This window comes from Neorhizobium sp. T25_27 (assembly GCF_002968565.1).
GTDB lineage: Bacteria > Pseudomonadota > Alphaproteobacteria > Rhizobiales > Rhizobiaceae > Neorhizobium > Neorhizobium tomejilense.
Map to the genome: position 1 here is coordinate 182872 of NZ_PVBJ01000005.1, position 16296 is coordinate 199167.

General features: G+C 61.9%; 14 protein-coding genes and 1 tRNA gene. 7 read left to right on the top strand and 8 right to left on the bottom strand.

Annotated features, from left to right (window positions below):
• Window positions 1-22: 22 nt before the first annotated feature.
• The gene (locus C5J24_RS16555) at window positions 23-991 is read right to left on the bottom strand and encodes a LysR family transcriptional regulator (RefSeq protein WP_105419651.1); all 969 of its coding nucleotides are present in this window, start codon (window positions 989-991) and stop codon (window positions 23-25) included.
• A 162-nt stretch (window positions 992-1153) separates the two neighbouring features.
• Here C5J24_RS16555 and C5J24_RS16560 point away from each other — a divergent pair, with 162 nt between their 5' ends.
• Window positions 1154-1771, top strand: coding sequence for an FMN-dependent NADH-azoreductase (locus C5J24_RS16560; protein ID WP_105419374.1), 618 nt, complete (start codon window positions 1154-1156; stop codon window positions 1769-1771).
• Here C5J24_RS16560 and C5J24_RS16565 read toward each other — a convergent pair.
• The 3 genes from C5J24_RS16565 to C5J24_RS16575 form a co-directional block, all read right to left on the bottom strand.
• Window positions 1768-3051 carry a diguanylate cyclase gene (locus tag C5J24_RS16565; RefSeq protein ID WP_105419376.1) on the bottom strand — a complete coding sequence of 428 codons (1284 nt, stop codon included), beginning with the start codon at window positions 3049-3051 and terminating at the stop codon, window positions 1768-1770. The genes C5J24_RS16560 and C5J24_RS16565 overlap by 4 nt on opposite strands.
• Window positions 3052-3136: 85 nt before the next feature.
• Entirely contained in the window at window positions 3137-6325 is a 3189-nt protein-coding gene (gene amt, locus C5J24_RS16570; protein WP_105419378.1) for an ammonium transporter, read from the bottom strand.
• A 132-nt stretch (window positions 6326-6457) separates the two neighbouring features.
• On the bottom strand, window positions 6458-6781 hold the full coding sequence (locus C5J24_RS16575) for an HlyU family transcriptional regulator (protein ID WP_105401121.1): 324 nt from the start codon (window positions 6779-6781) through the stop codon (window positions 6458-6460).
• Between the two features lie 104 nt (window positions 6782-6885).
• Here C5J24_RS16575 and C5J24_RS16580 point away from each other — a divergent pair, with 104 nt between their 5' ends.
• Both C5J24_RS16580 and C5J24_RS16585 read left to right on the top strand, forming a co-directional pair.
• A complete protein-coding gene (locus C5J24_RS16580) occupies window positions 6886-7821 on the top strand; it encodes a glycerophosphodiester phosphodiesterase family protein (protein WP_105419380.1) in 936 nt (311 codons plus the stop codon).
• A 134-nt stretch (window positions 7822-7955) separates the two neighbouring features.
• On the top strand, window positions 7956-8948 hold the full coding sequence (locus C5J24_RS16585; protein ID WP_105419382.1) for a carboxylesterase: 993 nt from the start codon (window positions 7956-7958) through the stop codon (window positions 8946-8948).
• On the opposite strand, the gene ilvA is transcribed toward C5J24_RS16585, so the two are convergent.
• The gene (gene ilvA / locus C5J24_RS16590) at window positions 8941-10155 is read right to left on the bottom strand and encodes a threonine ammonia-lyase (protein WP_371674539.1); all 1215 of its coding nucleotides are present in this window, start codon (window positions 10153-10155) and stop codon (window positions 8941-8943) included. The genes C5J24_RS16585 and ilvA overlap by 8 nt on opposite strands.
• 167 nt (window positions 10156-10322) lie before the next feature.
• Here ilvA and C5J24_RS16595 point away from each other — a divergent pair, with 167 nt between their 5' ends.
• The gene (locus C5J24_RS16595; protein ID WP_105419386.1) at window positions 10323-11777 is read left to right on the top strand and encodes a TrkH family potassium uptake protein; all 1455 of its coding nucleotides are present in this window, start codon (window positions 10323-10325) and stop codon (window positions 11775-11777) included.
• On the opposite strand, the gene C5J24_RS16600 is transcribed toward C5J24_RS16595, so the two are convergent.
• The 3 genes from C5J24_RS16600 to wrbA all read right to left on the bottom strand — a co-directional run bounded on the left by C5J24_RS16600 (window position 11774) and on the right by wrbA (window position 13337).
• Window positions 11774-12421, bottom strand: a complete 648-nt coding sequence (locus tag C5J24_RS16600) for a metallophosphoesterase family protein (protein WP_105419388.1) — start codon at window positions 12419-12421, stop codon at window positions 11774-11776. The genes C5J24_RS16595 and C5J24_RS16600 overlap by 4 nt on opposite strands.
• Window positions 12422-12492: 71 nt before the next feature.
• A tRNA-Leu gene (locus C5J24_RS16605) sits at window positions 12493-12578 on the bottom strand.
• A gap of 159 nt (window positions 12579-12737) precedes the next feature.
• A complete protein-coding gene (gene wrbA / locus C5J24_RS16610; RefSeq protein ID WP_046624463.1) occupies window positions 12738-13337 on the bottom strand; it encodes an NAD(P)H:quinone oxidoreductase type IV in 600 nt (199 codons plus the stop codon).
• 248 nt (window positions 13338-13585) lie between these two features.
• Between wrbA and C5J24_RS16615 the strand changes: the two genes are divergently transcribed.
• The 3 genes from C5J24_RS16615 to gpt all read left to right on the top strand — a co-directional run bounded on the left by C5J24_RS16615 (window position 13586) and on the right by gpt (window position 15911).
• Window positions 13586-14371: a competence/damage-inducible protein A gene (locus C5J24_RS16615; RefSeq protein ID WP_105419390.1), complete on the top strand. Its 786-nt coding sequence runs from the start codon at window positions 13586-13588 to the stop codon at window positions 14369-14371.
• A 124-nt stretch (window positions 14372-14495) separates the two neighbouring features.
• Window positions 14496-15335 carry a universal stress protein gene (locus C5J24_RS16620; RefSeq protein WP_105419392.1) on the top strand — a complete coding sequence of 280 codons (840 nt, stop codon included), beginning with the start codon at window positions 14496-14498 and terminating at the stop codon, window positions 15333-15335.
• Window positions 15336-15413: 78 nt separating this feature from the next.
• Complete coding sequence (gene gpt, locus C5J24_RS16625; RefSeq protein ID WP_105401425.1) at window positions 15414-15911, top strand: xanthine phosphoribosyltransferase; 498 nt, start codon at window positions 15414-15416, stop codon at window positions 15909-15911.
• Window positions 15912-16296: the final 385 nt, after the last annotated feature.

The following is a 16296-nucleotide window of genomic DNA, read 5'->3' on the forward strand; positions in this document are numbered from 1 at the left end:
CGCCCCGCCGGAACCGCTTCGGCTATTCGGCGGCTTGAGGTATCCCTTCCCGAGGTTCGATACCGAGCATCTGCTTGAAGTCGTCATGGCTCGGGCAGCTCGAAAGGCGGCGCTCCATGGCCTCGACCAGCCACCGGCCCGCAGGTCCCAGCGGGTTTGCTGCCTTGCGCATGGCATAGAGAGGGTATTGGCTCTGCTCGTAGGCTTCGAGATCGAGCGCTACGAGAGTTCCGTCCATGATGTCCCTTCCGGCGACCGAAGCCGGCAGGCCGCCCCAGCCAAGACCACCTTTGATCAACTGGTGTTTTGTGGCGATGTCGCTGACGCGCCATGTCTTGTAGGACAGGACATTGAAATCTCGGCCCTTGGTCAGGCCGGACGTATCCGTGACGACCATCTGGACTTCCTCGCGCACGTCCGCGAGCGTCAGGGGCCGACCGAGTTTTGCAAGCGGATGTTCGGCAGCGGCGACCGGGATCATGAAGGAGTAGCCGATCTTCTCCATCACCACCGAATCCTCCTGCCGAAGGATCGATCCGCCGATACCGATATCGGCCTTCCCGGAAATGACCATCTCCATGACCATGCCGAGCTCGCCGATATTGAGATTGAGCGCCACGCTCGGGAACCTCTCCCGGAACTCGCGCAGCTCCGTCACGACGGCATCCGACGGAACCATCACGCTCAGCGCCACCGACAGTTCTGCCTCCAGCCCCTGCTTGATGCTCTTGGCCCGGGCGCGCATCACCTGGAGGTCGGCGACAATGCGCCGGGCGTCCGTCAGCAGCGCCTTGCCCGCTTCGGTCAACTTGGGCTGGCGGGCGCCGCTGCGCTCGAAAAGCGTCACTTCCAGCTGGGCTTCAAGATTGCCGATCGTATAGCTGACCACCGATTGCGCCCGGTTCAGCACCCGCGAAGCTGCGGAAAAGCTGCCCGTTTCGGCAACCGCCAGAAACACCTGCAACTGATCGAGTGTGGGATTGGCATCCATGGTCGTCATCCAGATTTTCGATAGATAGCTTCGATATTATCTCAGTTTTATCGATGGGCGTCCACGCCTATCTATTCTCTCGAACACGGCGGATCCACCCGCTCCCCAATCCTTCTGCAGGCCCAAGACCGCAGATAAGATCTCCAGATAAGGAAAAGAAGCATGTCCTCGATCCTCCTCGTCACTTCCAGCCCGCGCGGCGACGACTCGCTCTCCAGCAAGGTCGCCCATGACCTTGCCAACGAACTGAGCGCCCGCGACAATGGTACGTCGGTCGTCCATCGCGATCTCGGTGCCAATCCGATCCCGCATCTCGACAGCGTTACAACGTCCGCCATCCGCAAGCCTGCGGCTGACCGCACCCCGGCAGAAGCTGCCGCCGCCGACTATTCCGACAAGCTGGTCGCCGAACTGATGGCTGCCGATACCGTGGTCATCGCCACCGGCCTCATCAACTTCAACATTTATTCGACGCTGAAGAGCTGGATCGACAACATTGCCCGCGCTGGCCAGACGTTCCGCTATACGGCTGAAGGCCCGGAAGGCCTCGCCAAGGGTAAGAAGATCTATATCGTGCTCGCCTCCGGCGGCGTCTATTCCGAAGGCCCGGCCACCGGCATGAACCATGCCGTCCCGTACCTCACGACCATCCTCGGCTTCCTGGGTATGACCGATGTGGAAGTCACCTATGTCGAAGGCCTCGCCTTCGGCCCCGAAGCTGCTGAAAAGGCGATCGCCAGCGCCCAGCAGCGCAATCGGCAGCTCGCTCTCGCCGCTTAAGCCGTCCCTGCGGCCGACGGGACCAGCCTGCCAAGACGGCCGTGGACATTGTCCCGGCCGTCATTTTTTGCGCGGTAGAGCCGCTCGTCGGCGCGCCCGAGTATCGCATCGAGCGCGTGTCCGTCTTCCGGAGCCGTGGCCACGCCGATCGAGACAGTCACGCATTGGCCGTCAGGACGTATGACCGATCGGCAGATCGCAATGCGCAGACGTTCTGCGATCGTCAGGGCGCCGTCGTGATCGGTATCGGGCAGGATCAGCACGAACTCCTCGCCGCCGAAACGGGAAAGATGGTCGCTCGGGCGCGAGCCCGCCTGCAGACATAGCGCAATTTCCTTCAGCACCTCGTCACCCTTCAGATGGCCGAAGAGGTCGTTGACCTGCTTGAAATGATCCGCGTCGACAATGATAAGGCTGAGCCCTGTTCCGCGATCGAGGCAGCGGTGAATGAGCTTTGGAACGTCTGCCTCCAGGCGCCCGCGGTCGAAAAGGCCGGTCAGCCCGTCGACACCACTCTTGGCAAGCAGAGCCTGATAGCGCTCGCGAAACGTCAGGTCGTTGAAGATATCGGTAATCTCGCGCGTCGATCTGGCGAGCCGCGGAATCTGCTCGATCTTGAGATAGACGGCAAACAGCAGCGAATAGAGCACCACGGACAGCAGCTTGGCATACCACCCACCGAAGAAGACCGAAGGCGGCGCACCGAAGAGGATGTTCAGCGCCGAATAAAAGCCGATCTGGTCGAAGGTCAGGATGGCTGCGCCGCTGATCGCGAAACGCAGCACCACATTGCCGCGCAGCACCCGCCCCAGCCGTTCGTAGAGCAGGATGATGCCGATCGCGTCGACATAGAGCAGCGCCGTGCCCCACACCATCAGCCAGCCCATCTCGCTCAGGAACACCATGTCTGCGGCGCGGCCGCCCGGCAGTGCCACGACCTCATGCGCCTGGAGAATCTGAGCGATGCCGACGGTCAGGAGATTGCCGAGAAAAAGCCCGTAGATCGGCTGGCGGACGACTGCCGCATCCTCTTTCAGGTAAAGGAGCAGGATCATCATCAGCTTCCCGGCAAAAAACACCGACGAGCCTGGTGAAACGGTGCCGAACGGAAGTTCGATGTAGAAGACCGCCGCAAGATAGGTCTCCATGAAATGCATGACGCCGAGTGCCGCAAGAAATATGCCAAGGCCGAGATGGCGGCGGAAATGCAGGAAGGCGGTCATGACCGCGAAATAGAACACCGCTTCGAGAAGAAAGAGGGCGAGATTGAACACCTGCATTTCGATCCGCTTTCACCCCCTGCAGGTGCTATACCGCTGTAACGGCTATCGTTTTACGTGCTTCAACCCGTGCGGAGTATGGCCATTATGCATGACTATGCAACAACGGCTGGTGGGTTTCCCCTTCGAACGTGGGGTAATCCTGGATCTCCGGCAACTTCTTTGGCACGTTGCGGAGCTGAGTGGCGATCGCCGGATCGATTTCGCGCGCGATCTCGCTGACTTTACGGGGCTTGCCGAGAAGATAACCCTGCAGCTCGTCGCAGCCTGCATGCGCGAGGAACAGCGCCTGCTCGGTCGTCTCTACGCCTTCCGCGACGATCTTCATGCCAAGGCCGGTGCCGAGGTCGATGATCGTGCGGACGATGATCTGCGCATTGTCGACCAGGTTCAGGTTGTTGACGAAGCTGCGGTCGATCTTGATCGTGTCGAACGGATAGCGGCTCAGATAGCTTAGGGACGAATATCCCGTGCCGAAATCGTCGAGCGCGATGTGGAAGCCCATGCGCTTCAGATCGTTGAGGATCTGCACGGCGCGCTTGTCGTCCTCGATCAGCACGCTTTCGGTGATCTCGAGCTCGATCCGGTGCGGATCGGCGCCGGTGCGCTTCAGCAGGTCGGCAAGATCGGCGACGAAATCCGCGTGACGAAACTGCAGCGGGCTGACGTTGACGCTGATATGGCCGTTGAGGTCGTCGAGTATTCTGCAGGCCTCGGCAAGCACCCAGGCGCCGAGCCGGATGATCTTGCCGGAGGCTTCGGCGACCGGAATGAAATCGCCCGGGCTGATCATGCCGCGCTTCGGATGGAACCAGCGCAGCAGCGCCTCGTGGCCGATAATGAGGCCGCTTTCGGCCTCGACGCGCGGCTGCAGGTAGAGTTCGAACTCGCCCCGCTGCAGGGCGATTTCCAGATCGCCTTCCAGCGCCCGGCGCTTTTCGATCAGTTCGTTCATACCCTGCTTGAACATGCGACAGGCGTTCCGGCCGGCATTCTTGGCATGATAGAGCGCAACGTCGGCGCAGCCGATCAGCGCGTCCATGTCCCCCGCGTTTTCGGGGCAGAGCGCAACGCCGATGCTGACGCTGACATTGACCTGCTCGCCGTGGCCGATATCGATCGGGTAGGCCATCGCGGCGAGCAGCCGATCGCCGAATTTCTCCAGTTCGTCGGTATCGGACGTATGGGCGATGACGACGGCGAACTCGTCTCCACCGAGCCGGGCGACAATGTTGTCCGGACCGGCTTCGGCCGCAAGCCGGACGGCGGTTTCTCGGATCACCGCGTCGCCCGCCTGGTGGCCATGGATGTCGTTGATGTCCTTGAAGCGGTCGAGATCGACCATCAGCACGCCGCATCCCTTGCCGTTTCCAGCCGCGTCCACCAGTTCGGTCAGCCGCTCGGAAAACAGCACGCGGTTCGGCAGTCCGGTCAGCGGATCGTGGAGGGCGAGGTAGCGCATGCGGCTCTCCGCCAGCTTGCGCTCCCTGAGGTCGACGAGGCAGCCGATACGGGCCTTCTCGCCGCGGTAGAGGATGTCGCGACCGCGCGCCTCGACGGGAATCTCCTCGCCGTTCGCAAGCCTGACGCGGATCTCGTGGCTGTTGTCGTCATTGAGTTGCATCATGTCGACGACGCGGATCGTCTCGCCGTCATGCAGGAAATCGAATGCGGAACGGCCGATGATCTCGACGAGCGGCAGGCCGATCATCTTGCCGAGCTGTTCATTGCCGTCGACGATGACCCCGCCCCGGTGGATCAGGATCGCCTCGAACGTGGCGTTCGCCAGCGCTGCGACGCGCTCTGATTCCTCGTTGTCGCGCCGGAGCTCGATCAGCTCTCCGCGGCTGCGCTCCTCCTGCTCGACATTGTCCATAAGCCGGTTGAAGAGGCCGGTCAGCTTTTCCGCCTCGTCGCCCTTGACCATGGGAAGGCGCTTGCGCAGGTCGGCCTTGCCGCCGAGAAGATCGGTCAGCGCATCCTCCACGTGGCCGACGCCGAGGCGGGTCGCGTGTTCGGCAAGGTTCAGCCCTTCCTCTTCGTCCTTCGCCAAAACGCGGATGTGCATCAGCCGGTCGACCACCCAGAAAAAGGCGTAGCCGAGACCGAAGGACCAGTAGAAATTGACGCCGACGCCGACCAGCTGCACATGCAGCTGCGCCAGCCTGCCGCCAGCCGGAAGCTGATCGACCGGCGCGAGAAGCGCCAGAAGCAGGGTTCCGGTGACGCCGGCAAAGGCATGCACGCCGATCGCGCCGACGGCGTCGTCGATCTTGAGCGTTCTTTCGATGAAGGCGTTGCCGAAGATCGCCACCGCGCCGCCGATCGCCCCGACCATCAGTGCGCTTGCCGGATCGAGGATATGGCAGCCGGCGGTGACCGCGACGAGCCCGCCGAGCATGCCGGAATTCGATTTTTCCGGGAGGATGACCCCGTCCTGGTAGAAGCCGATGACATAACCGACACAGGTGCCCATGCCGCCGGCCAGCACCGTATTCATGATGATCGGCGCCACTTGGTCGGTAACGCCGAGCGTCGAACCGCCGTTGAAGCCGATCCAACCGATGAAGAGCAGCAGCGCGCCGGTGGTCGAGAGAACAGGGCTATGGCCGGCGATCCTGACCGGCGTGCCGTCGGCATCGAACTTGCCGATGCGCGGGCCGATAATCATGCAGGCCGCCAGCGCCACCCAGCCCCCGGTCGAATGAACGACCGTGGAGCCGGCGAAATCGACGAAACCGGTCTGGGACAGGAAGGCGGATGCGTTCGGGAACAGCGCCGAGCCCCAGGCCCAGTGCACGAACACCGGATAGATCAGACCCGACATGAACAGCGAGCCGAACACATAGGCCGCCAGCTTCATGCGCTCGGCGACGGCGCCCGACACGATCGTCGCGGCGGTGCCGCAGAACATCACCTGGAAGACGAAAAACGCCGATTGCCAGCTGTCGAGATCGCGCAGGAAATAGAACTCGCTCTGTGCTCCGAACAGGAAGCCGTTCGAACGGCTGAAGGCGATCATGAAGCCGACCGCGGCGAAGGCGACGACGCCGAAGACGAAATCGAGAAGGTTTTTCTGGGCTACGTTGATCGAATTCTTCGAGCGCACCATGCCGGCTTCGAGAAGAAGGAAGCCGACCTGCATCATCATCACCAGCCCGGCGGCGACGAGAACCCAGGTCATGTCCAGCCGCGAGGCGCCCGAAGGAAGATCATCCGCGAAGGCAAAAGCTGGAATAAGGCCGCCGGAAAGCCCGGAGCCGATAAAAAGCATAAAATATGACCAGCGAGATCGCATTAAAAGTCGACCGCAGAAAAGACATCGGAACAGATGCTTCAAGCTATCGCTAATGCTTTAATTTTGAGTGTGACTCACAATTTTTGCGATCACAATGCGGAACGCACGTCACGCGGAGCGCGACTTCTCCCCATCGGAAAACAGCGAGGGACCATTTTGATCGATGATCTGCTGAGCCTTGCGGACGGTATATTCGACTGCGTCGTCCATGGAGGTGAAGACGTCGGCGCGGACGAAACTGCGCACCAGGGTCTCGCCGTCTACGTCCTTCTCGATACGTCCGGCCAGCCGAAACTGCGAGCCTTCGCGGATCGGCGCCGGATGGATGATGCAGCCGCCATGCTCGACCGGCTTGGCGGAAGCAGCAGGTGCCTCGGCCGATTTGCCGCCGCCGGAGAACATCGAGAAAATATTGGACAGAAACGAAGCCATGTCGGCTGCCTAGCATATTCCTGCGCGAGCCGGAAGCAGGATACCCAAGGAAAAGTCACAATCCAACGTCTCATATCACCCGCACGATTCAGGAGCCTGACCGCATGAAATGGAAGATCGCCGCAGCATTCCTCCTCGCCGTCATCGCCGCGCTTTGGATCGGCAATACCTCCTTGTTCTCCCGCTTCCCGGGAACTCCGCTCAGGATCATTGCCCATCGCGGGCAGCACCAGCTTTTCGATGCCACCGATATCAAGAACGACAGCTGCACGGCGAGCTTGATATTGCCGCCGACGCATGCCTATCTGGAAAATACCGTGGCAGGCATGAAGGCCGCCTTCGATGCCGGCGCCGACGTGGTCGAACTCGACGTGCATCTGACGCCGGACAAGCAGTTCGCCGTTTTCCACGACTGGACGCTCGATTGCCGCACCGAGGCCAAGGGCGTCACGGAACAGACGCCGATGCCGGTTTTGAAGACACTCGACATCGGCTACGGCTACACCGCCGATGGCGGCCGGACCTTTCCGTTCCGAGGCCAGGGCAAAGGCCTGATGCCGACCTTGCCGGAGGTTTTTGCCGCCCTGCCGGACGGCCGTTTCCTGATCAACTTCAAGAGCCGCCGCACGGAGGAAGGCGAAGCCCTGGCCACGCTTCTCATGACCGACCCTGCCGCGCGGACAGCGGCGTTCGGCGTTTATGGCGGAAACGAGCCGACCGAAAAAGCGGTGGCGCTTGTCCCTGGCCTTCCCGGCTATTCCAACCGCACGGCCAAATCCTGCCTCCTCAACTACCTGGCGCTCGGCTGGAGCGGCCATGTGCCGGAAGCCTGCCGCAATACCCTGGTCCCGGTTCCCGCCAATCTTGCCTTCCTACTCTGGGGCTGGCCGGAGCGTTTCTACAACCGGATACAGGCAGCAGGATCGGATGTCGTGCTGATCGGCCCGTTCGAGGCTGGCGACGCCGGGTCTTCCGGCATAGACGACCGGGATGCGTGGGATCTGGTGCCTTCAGGCTTTCCGGGCCTCGGACCAACGTGATCGAGAAGACACGGCCCGAGGTGGAGCGCCGCGGCTTCTGTGCCCTACCCTCCCGACCGCAGATCTGCGGCAAATAGACTTCCCGCCGTCACGAAGCCCGCCTATCATCTCCCCTGGTTCGGAGGGAGCGCCGGATGCGGAGGAGATTGTTGTCATGGCGGACGATCATTTATTTCTGCGCGATCCTGATCGCCTCCTTCGGAGTGATGCTGATGTCCGGCCCGCGCATGCCCGCTGACGGTTTTCCGGCTTTCGACAAAGCCCGCTTCGGCGCCGATATCGACGTGTATCTTAGCGCGAGCGAAAGCCACTTCGCCGACATTCGCCTGGGTGCTGCCAAACGGGTGGTCTGGGCCGATCCGGCGACGAAGGCGAAGACGGCCTTCGCGATCGTCTACCTGCACGGCTTCTCGGCCTCGGCCGAGGAGATACGCCCCCTGCCCGACCGTGTCGCGGCAGCGTTCGGTGCCAATCTCTATTTCACCCGCCTCGCCGGCCACGGCCGCAGCGGCGACGCCATGGGGGAGCCAAGCCTTGAAGACTGGCTCGCGGATCTTTCCGAAAGTCTCGCGATCGGCGAAGCGCTCGGCAATCGCGTCATCGTCATCGGCACCTCGACCGGCGCCTCGCTCGCGACGCTCGCACTTGCCGATCCGAAGATCGCATCGCGCATCTCGGCGGCCGTGTTCGTATCGCCGAACTACGGCATCAACAGCTTTGCCGCATTTCTGCTGACGACGCCGGTCGCGCCGCAGCTTTCAAAACTGCTGCTTGGGGAAAACCGCGGCTTCACGCCCTATAACGACCGCCACGCCGCCCACTGGACGACCCGCTATCCGACAAAAGCGCTGCTCCCGATGGCAGCGCTCGTGAAACTCTCGGTCGAGAGCCCGGTGGAGCGGATCACGACGCCGGCCCTCTTCCTCTATTCCTCGCTCGATCAGGTCATCCGGCCCGACAAGGTGCGCGAGGTCGCCGGCCGCTGGGGCGGACCTCATGAGCTTTTCGATGTCGGCCGGACCGGCGATCCCGGCAATCACGTGATTGCCGGCGACATCGTCTCCCCGGCGACCACCGGACCGCTTGCTGAACGGACCGTGGCCTGGCTGCAGACCGTGTTCAGATGACGAGGTTCGCCAGGATTTCGTTCTCGGTAATGTCCTGATAGCCCATGCCGGCCGCATCAAACCGTTCGAGCAGGCTGGCGAAATTCTCCGGCCTTGCGGTTTCGATACCGATCAGGATCGAGCCGAAATTGCGCGCTGATTTCTTGAGATACTCGAACCGGGCGATATCGTCTTCCGGTCCCAGAAGGTTGAGGAAATCGCGCAGCGCGCCGGGGCGCTGCGCGAGCCGAAGCACGAAATATTTCTTGACGCCGGAGTAACGCATGGCGCGTTCCTTGACGTCTGGCAGCCGCTCGAAATCGAAATTGCCGCCCGAGACGACGCAGACCACCGTCTTGCCCGCGAGCTTTTCCCGCCCCAGCATCTCGAGCGCGGTGATCGACAGGGCGCCGGCCGGCTCCAGCACGACACCCTCGACGTTGAGCATTTCGGTGATCGTCACGCAGATGGCGTTTTCCGGCACCAGCAGAACCTGATCCGGCGAAAAACCCTTCAGGGCCTCGAAATTCAGGTCGCCGATCCGCGCCACCGCGGCACCGTCGACGAAATTGTCGAGCTTGGCGAGCGTGATCGGTTCGCCGGCTTCGAGGCTCTTTTTGAGGCTCGGGGCGCCTTCCGGCTCGGTGAACAGAAAATCGTCCCGCGCGACGATATCTCTCAGGTAACCGGTCGTGCCCGACGAAAGCCCGCCGCCGCCGACCGGCAGGATGACCAGATCGGGGGTTACGTCGTCGGGCAATTGTTCGAGCAGTTCGGCCGCAACGGTCGCCTGGCCTTCGATGATGTCGGCGTCATCGAAAGGCGGCACCATGACGCCGCCGATCTCTTCCACATGGGCGCGGGCCGCCGCATAGCACTGGTCGAAAATGTCGCCGATCAACCGGATGGTGATGAAAGGGCCGCCGAACATGCGGGTCTTGTCGATCTTCTGCTGCGGCGTCGTCACCGGCATGAAGACCACGCCCGGCACTTCGAAATGGCGGCAGACAAAGGCGAACCCCTGCGCGTGATTGCCGGCCGAGGCGCAGACGAATGTCTTGCCCTTCGCGCCTGAGGCAATCGCCTTGCGCAGGAAATTGAAGGCGCCGCGGATCTTGTAGGAGCGGACCGGAGACAGGTCTTCGCGCTTCAGCCAGATTTCGGCGCCGTAGCGGCGGCTGAGGTGCTCGTTCATCTGCAGCGGCGTTTCGGGGAAGATCTCCCGCATCGCCACTCTGGCTTCGTCCACGCCCGCTTTCGTCACGCCTGCCCTGGTTAAGCCCGCCTTGGTCACATCGGCCATCCATTGAATTTCGAGAATGGTCCCGCTATGCCATAGGCTTACGGCTGAGACAAAGCTTCTTTCAGTTGCCACGAACTTCGGGACAACCATTTTTGAACGCCAATCTTCTTCGGTCGGTCATCTACATGACGGCGCTCTGCGCGCTCTACCTGTCGCTCGCCATGTTCCTGCCGGCGATGGTGGACCTTTATTACGGGCATCGCGACTGGCAGGTTTTCGCGATGTCCGGCCTCATGGTCGGCGGGCTTGCGGCGGCGGCAGCGCTCGCGACCCATGGCCCACCGCCGGTCTTCAACAAGCGTCTCGGCTTCCTGCTGGTCAACGTCCTCTGGGCGATGTTTTCCGTGGTCGGCGCCATTCCGCTTTTTCTTGCCGAACACGAGCTCTCGTTTGCGCAGGCGCTGTTCGAATCGATTTCGGGCATCACCACCACCGGCTCGACCGTGATCGTCGGGCTGGACAACATGCCGCCCGGCATCCTACTCTGGCGCTCGCTGCTCTGCTGGCTCGGCGGCATCGGAATCGTCGGCCTCGGCCTGTTCGTGCTGCCGTTCCTGAAAGTCGGCGGCGCCTCGATCTTCAAGCTGGAATCGTCGGAGACCAACGACAAGCCGTTCGCCCGGCTTGCGAGTTTCACCCGGGCCTTCCTGATCGTCTACGTGCTGCTGACGCTTGCCTGCACCGTCGCATACGATCTTGCCGGTATGGACCATTTCGATGCGCTCAATCATGCGATGACAACGATCGCGACCGCCGGTTTCTCGACCCACGACATGTCCTTCGCCTTCTTCGACAGCAACGCAATCCTGGTGATCGGCACGGTGTTCCTGGCGATCTGCAGCCTGCCGTTTTCGGTGCTGATCCTGCTGGCCGTGCGTAGCCGGCTGGATACGCTGCGCGATCCGCAAATTCTGGTTTTCCTCGGCTATCTCTGCGTCATCTCGATCGCCGTTGCGGTCTACCATCACCTGAGAAATGGCGTCGAACTCCACGATGCGCTGATCCATTCGTTCTTCAACATGACCTCGATCCTGTCGACAGGCGGCTTTGCCAGCGACGACTACACGCTCTGGGGACCGTTCGCGGTGCTGGTCGCCTTCTTCGCCACCTTCATGGGCGGCTGCTCCGGCTCGACGGCCGGCGGCATCAAGGCCTATCGTTTCGTGGTGATGGTCAACGTCATCCGCGCCGGGCTGAACAAGCTCATCTATCCGAACGCGATCTATCCCGTACGTTACGGCAGCCTGACGGTGGATGCCGAAACGCAGCGTGCGGTCTTCCTGTTCGTCAGCCTCTACATTTTCCTCTGGGTGGTCGGCAGCGTCGGCATGGCGCTGTTCGGCTACGACGTCCTGACCGCCACGTCCTCGATCATCACGGCGCTGTCGAACGTCGGTCCCGGTATCGGCCCGATCGTCGGCCCCGTCGGCAACTTTTCCACGATCAGCGATCCGGCGCTCTATCTACTGTCGCTGATGATGCTGCTCGGGCGTCTCGAAATCCTCACCGTGCTGGTCCTGCTGACGCCGGTCTTCTGGCGGCACTAGCCCGGCACGCGCAGGAATTCGACGGGCCCGCCCGGTTCGTCGTCGTCGAAGACGGCGCAGGTCAGCTCGCCGCCGAATACGCAGCCGCTGTCGATATTGGTGCGGTTGCCGACCGTCTGTGGATTGCCGGGAAGCGGCGTGTGGCCATGGCAGAGATGCCGGCCCCAGAATTCGCCGTCGTCGTCGCTCGCAAATCGCTTCCAGATCAGGTCGCGCTCCCGCTGCCCCTCGAGCGGCAACGTCTCGTCGACGCCGGCATGCACGAAGATCCGGTGCTGGTCGACAAGGATCAAAGGGCGATGCGCGCACCATGATAGCACCTGCGGCGGCACATAGCCGTCGAAGGAAACCATCGTCTCGCGGCCGCCATTGTCGATCCATAGGATTTCGTCGTGCCCGCGGTTCTGGTGGGCGCGGACCATCATGTCCTCATGGTTGCCCTTGAGCGCCGTCCACCGCCACCCTTCCTTGCGCGGCCCCGCCATGACGAGGTCGAGCACGCCCCTGCTCTTCGGCCCGCGATCGATATAGTCGCCGATGAAAACCACATGCCCGCTGGGCGCATGGTCCTCCACCTGCCCAAGCAGCTCCTTCAACTGCGCAAGACAACCGTGGATATCGCCGATCGCAAAGGTAAAGCCCAAAGCACGCCTCCATCGAAGTGGATATCAAACGGTCTTCATCGCAAACGGTTGCAGGCAAAGTAGGTCAGGCTTGGTGCGGACGGCGGGGATCGAACCCGCATGACCAAAGGCCGAGAGATTTTAAGTCTCTTGCGTCTACCAGTTTCGCCACGTCCGCATGGGCGTCCTGTTTCTTGAACTTGCACGACGCCGTCAAGCACCGAAATTGCGGAAGCGGTTCGCCGGTTACGAAAAAAGCGAGACGGTCGGATGGAAGGAATGCAAAAAAGGGCGCGGCGATCTCTCGCCGCGCCCTTCAGAAATTATCGCAATTCACTCAACCAGCGAGCTTGGCGGCCAGCTTGGCGACGTGGGCGCCCTGGAACTTGGCGCCTTCGAGTTCGATCTCCGAAGGCTGGCGCGAGCCGTCGCCGTTGGTGATCGTGCTGGCGCCGTAGGGCGAGCCGCCCTTGACTTCTTCCGTGCCCATCTGGCCGGCAAAGGCATAGGGCAGGCCGGCGACGGCCATTCCCTGGTGCAGGAACGTGGGGATGAAGCCGAGGATGGTGGATTCCTGGCCGCCGTGTTGGGTGGCCGACGAGGTGAACATCGAGCCGAGCTTGCCGACCAGCTTGCCCTGTGCCCAGAGGCCGCCGGTCTGATCCCAGAAATTGCGCATCTGCGAGGCGACCGTGCCGAAGCGGGTGCCGGCGCCGACGATGATCGCGTCGTATTCGGTCAGTTCCTCGACGGTCGCGACCGGAGCCTGCTGGTCCATCTTGTAATAGGAGGCCTTGGCGACCTCGTCCGGAACCAGTTCCGGAACACGCTTGACCGTCACGTCGGCGCCTGCCGACTTTGCGCCTTCCGCAACCGCATAGGCCATCTTTTCGATGTGGCCGTAAGCGGAATAATAAAGCACGAGAACCTTCGCCATGATCTTCTCCATTGCATGTCTGGTGTGTGAACAAGGCCGTCTGCGGCCAGAACCAGGCCCACATGTAATGGCTTCACGGATCGGCGACAGCCCTTGCGAGGTCTACGCACTGTTCAACATCTGGAGACGATATTTCGCTTGCGGATCATAAATTCGCAACAGAGGCGGTTTCTGCGTTCCTCACGACAAAATCGCTTCTGCGTTGAAAAAATTGGGCTTAGGAGTGTGGCACTTACGGAGGGATATCCATGTCTGAAGCGCCTCAACCATCCTCGATCGTCACCGCCGCCATGCTCGCGATCGGCGATGAACTCTTGTCCGGCCGGACCAAGGACAAGAATATCGGCCATCTTGCCGATCTGCTGACGCTTTCAGGCATCGACCTCAAGGAAGTGCGGATCGTCGCCGACGAGGAGGATGCGATCGTCGAGGCGCTGAATGCGCTGCGCGGCCGTTACGATTATGTGTTTACTTCGGGGGGCATCGGCCCGACCCATGACGACATCACGGCCGACGCGATCTCGAAGGCTTTCGGCGTGCCCTGCATCCACGATCCGGACGCGATGAAGCTGCTTGCCGACATGTACAAGCGCCGCGAGATGGAATTCACCGAAGCCCGCCAGCGCATGGCCCGCATGCCCGAAGGCTCCAGACATATCGCAAACCCGGTCTCGACCGCGCCTGGCTTCATCATCGGCAATGTCTATGTGATGGCCGGCGTGCCGCAGGTTTTCCAGGCGATGGTCGACAACGTGCTGCCGATGCTGCGCTCGGGGGCAAAAATGCTGTCGCGGGCGCTGCCCTGCCCCTATGGCGAAGGCGATATCGGCACGCTTCTTTCGGCCGTCCAGAAGGCGCATCCGGAGACCAGCATCGGCTCCTATCCGAAATATGACGGGCAGCGGTTCTCGACCGAGATCGTCGTGCGCGCCCGCGACCCGCAGGTTCTGGATGCGGCCGCGCAAGCCGTGGCGGAAATGATCGCCGGCATCGACCGGGCCAAGATCGCCACCAATCCGACAGCCGACGCCTGACCCGCGGCACTCTGCCTCTCCTGCTGTCGGCGGCCACTCCTTGACCGGGATCAATGCGCGACACACGTAATTATCAGAGACTGGTTCCCAATCCCGCAGAGCCAGTTGATGAGGAGATGCAGCCATGGCCTACAAGACCATTCTAGCGGTTCTCGACACACCTCAAAACGCCAGGCCGATCACCGACTACGGGATCGCGCTCGCCGAACGCTTTTCCGGCCACCTGATCGGCGTCCACGCAGAAACGCTGGCCGCCGTGCCGCTGATCGCGCCGATGGAAATTCCGGATCCCTCCGCCGTGCAGATTCTGCAGGACGCCGCGCAGAAGGAGACGGCGGAGGTGGAGCGGATCTTCAGGCAACAGTCGTCGCGCGAGGGACTTTCCGTCGAGTGGCGCAGCTTCATGTCGTCGGCCGGCTACGGCTGCCATTCGGTCATGGATACCGCCCGCTCCGTCGATCTGATCGTTGCGAGCCAGAGCGATCCGGCGCATGCCGATCACCGCGCCGATCTCGAGACTTTCCTCTTCGACAGCGGCCGGCCGATGCTGCTCGTCCCCTACACGATGAAGGTGCCGCAGCCGGTCAAACGGGTGATGATCGCCTGGAACGGGTCACGGGAGGCTGCGCGTGCGACCTTCGATTCGATGCCGTTTCTGAAAGCGGCCGAGAGCGTCGAGGTGTTCTGCGTCGATCCCGGCGACCGCAACAGCCAGACGTCGGAAACGGCCGGCGCCGAGATCGCTGCAACTCTTGCACGGCACGGCATCAACGTGACGCTGACGACCCGGGAGGCGCATGGCGTGACCACCGCAGCGGCGATCGAGAATCGCCTCTCCGAGGGCAGCGTCGACCTTCTGGTGATGGGCGGTTACGGCCATTCGCGCTGGTGGGAAATGCTGTTCGGCGGCGTGACGCGCAGCGTGCTCGATTCAATGACGGCGCTGACTTTGCTTTCCCGCTGACAAATCCTTGCGTCTACGGGCGAATTGCCGCTATTAGCGAGAGCCAGCAACATGCTTTCGCTAATGGTGGCCAGCCTCATGTCTCTTCCCGAAAAAGCCTTCCCCGTTTCCTGGGATCAATTCCATCGTGACGCCCGGGCGCTTGCCTGGCGTCTCGCAGGCCTCAAGCGGGATTTCCGCGCGATCGTCTGTATCACCCGCGGCGGCCTGGTGCCGGCGGCGATCATTTCGCGCGAACTCAATATCCGCCTCATCGAGACGGTCTGCATCGCTTCCTACCACGACTACGTCAACCAGGGCGAAATGAACCTGCTCAAGGGAATAACGCCCGAACTGACGGTCGACGAAGGCGCCGGCGTTCTGGTCATCGATGACCTGACCGATACCGGCAAGACGGCATCGGAGGTGCGCGCCATGCTGCCGAAGGCGCATTTCGCCTGCGTCTATGCCAAACCCTCCGGCGTGCCGACCATCGACACTTTCGTCACGGAAGTCAGCCAGGACACCTGGATCTATTTCCCCTGGGACATGGGCTTCACCTACCAGGAGCCGATCGCCAAGGCCGACCGCAGCTAAGGTCTATAACAGCAAGGTCTCGGGCGGGGCGCGACGACGTGGAGTCCTCTCCGCGCGAGCGCTTCGTGCGGCCAGCCGCAAAATCCGGGCTCACCCCGAAGGCCTGCGGTGAAAACCGTTCAATTCGGCGTCGTGAAGGATCGTGGAGAACTCCTTGCGGCTTGAATTTGGCATTCATCAAGGAACTCGCGTCGAGATCTCGCCCCAGGCGGTATATTTCTCCGCTTTCCCCATGAGGGCGTCCTAATTTTATTTTTTCTTCATATAAAGAAGGAACACTGTCGTCCGTAGGCTTTGCCTGACAATGGCGGCACGGGCATGATGCCTGTCGTGTAACACTCTCAGCGTACGATGTCCGAGTTCAATCCGCCAGGCTGGGGTCCCC

Excerpts from the sequence above, each read along its gene's own strand:
- C5J24_RS16565 (WP_105419376.1), bottom strand. The coding sequence starts at position 3,051 with ATGCAGGTGTTCAATCTCGCCCTCTTTCTTCTCGAAGCGGTGTTCTAT.
- C5J24_RS16575 (WP_105401121.1), bottom strand. The coding sequence starts at position 6,781 with ATGGCTTCGTTTCTGTCCAATATTTTCTCGATGTTCTCCGGCGGCGGC.
- C5J24_RS16615 (WP_105419390.1), top strand. The coding sequence starts at position 13,586 with ATGTCTGAAGCGCCTCAACCATCCTCGATCGTCACCGCCGCCATGCTC.
- wrbA (WP_046624463.1), bottom strand. The coding sequence starts at position 13,337 with ATGGCGAAGGTTCTCGTGCTTTATTATTCCGCTTACGGCCACATCGAA.
- ilvA (WP_371674539.1), bottom strand. The coding sequence starts at position 10,155 with ATGCGGGAGATCTTCCCCGAAACGCCGCTGCAGATGAACGAGCACCTC.
- C5J24_RS16585 (WP_105419382.1), top strand. The coding sequence starts at position 7,956 with ATGCGGAGGAGATTGTTGTCATGGCGGACGATCATTTATTTCTGCGCG.
- C5J24_RS16580 (WP_105419380.1), top strand. The coding sequence starts at position 6,886 with ATGAAATGGAAGATCGCCGCAGCATTCCTCCTCGCCGTCATCGCCGCG.
- amt (WP_105419378.1), bottom strand. The coding sequence starts at position 6,325 with ATGCTTTTTATCGGCTCCGGGCTTTCCGGCGGCCTTATTCCAGCTTTT.
- C5J24_RS16555 (WP_105419651.1), bottom strand. The coding sequence starts at position 991 with ATGGATGCCAATCCCACACTCGATCAGTTGCAGGTGTTTCTGGCGGTT.
- gpt (WP_105401425.1), top strand. The coding sequence starts at position 15,414 with ATGTCTCTTCCCGAAAAAGCCTTCCCCGTTTCCTGGGATCAATTCCAT.
- C5J24_RS16560 (WP_105419374.1), top strand. The coding sequence starts at position 1,154 with ATGTCCTCGATCCTCCTCGTCACTTCCAGCCCGCGCGGCGACGACTCG.
- C5J24_RS16620 (WP_105419392.1), top strand. The coding sequence starts at position 14,496 with ATGGCCTACAAGACCATTCTAGCGGTTCTCGACACACCTCAAAACGCC.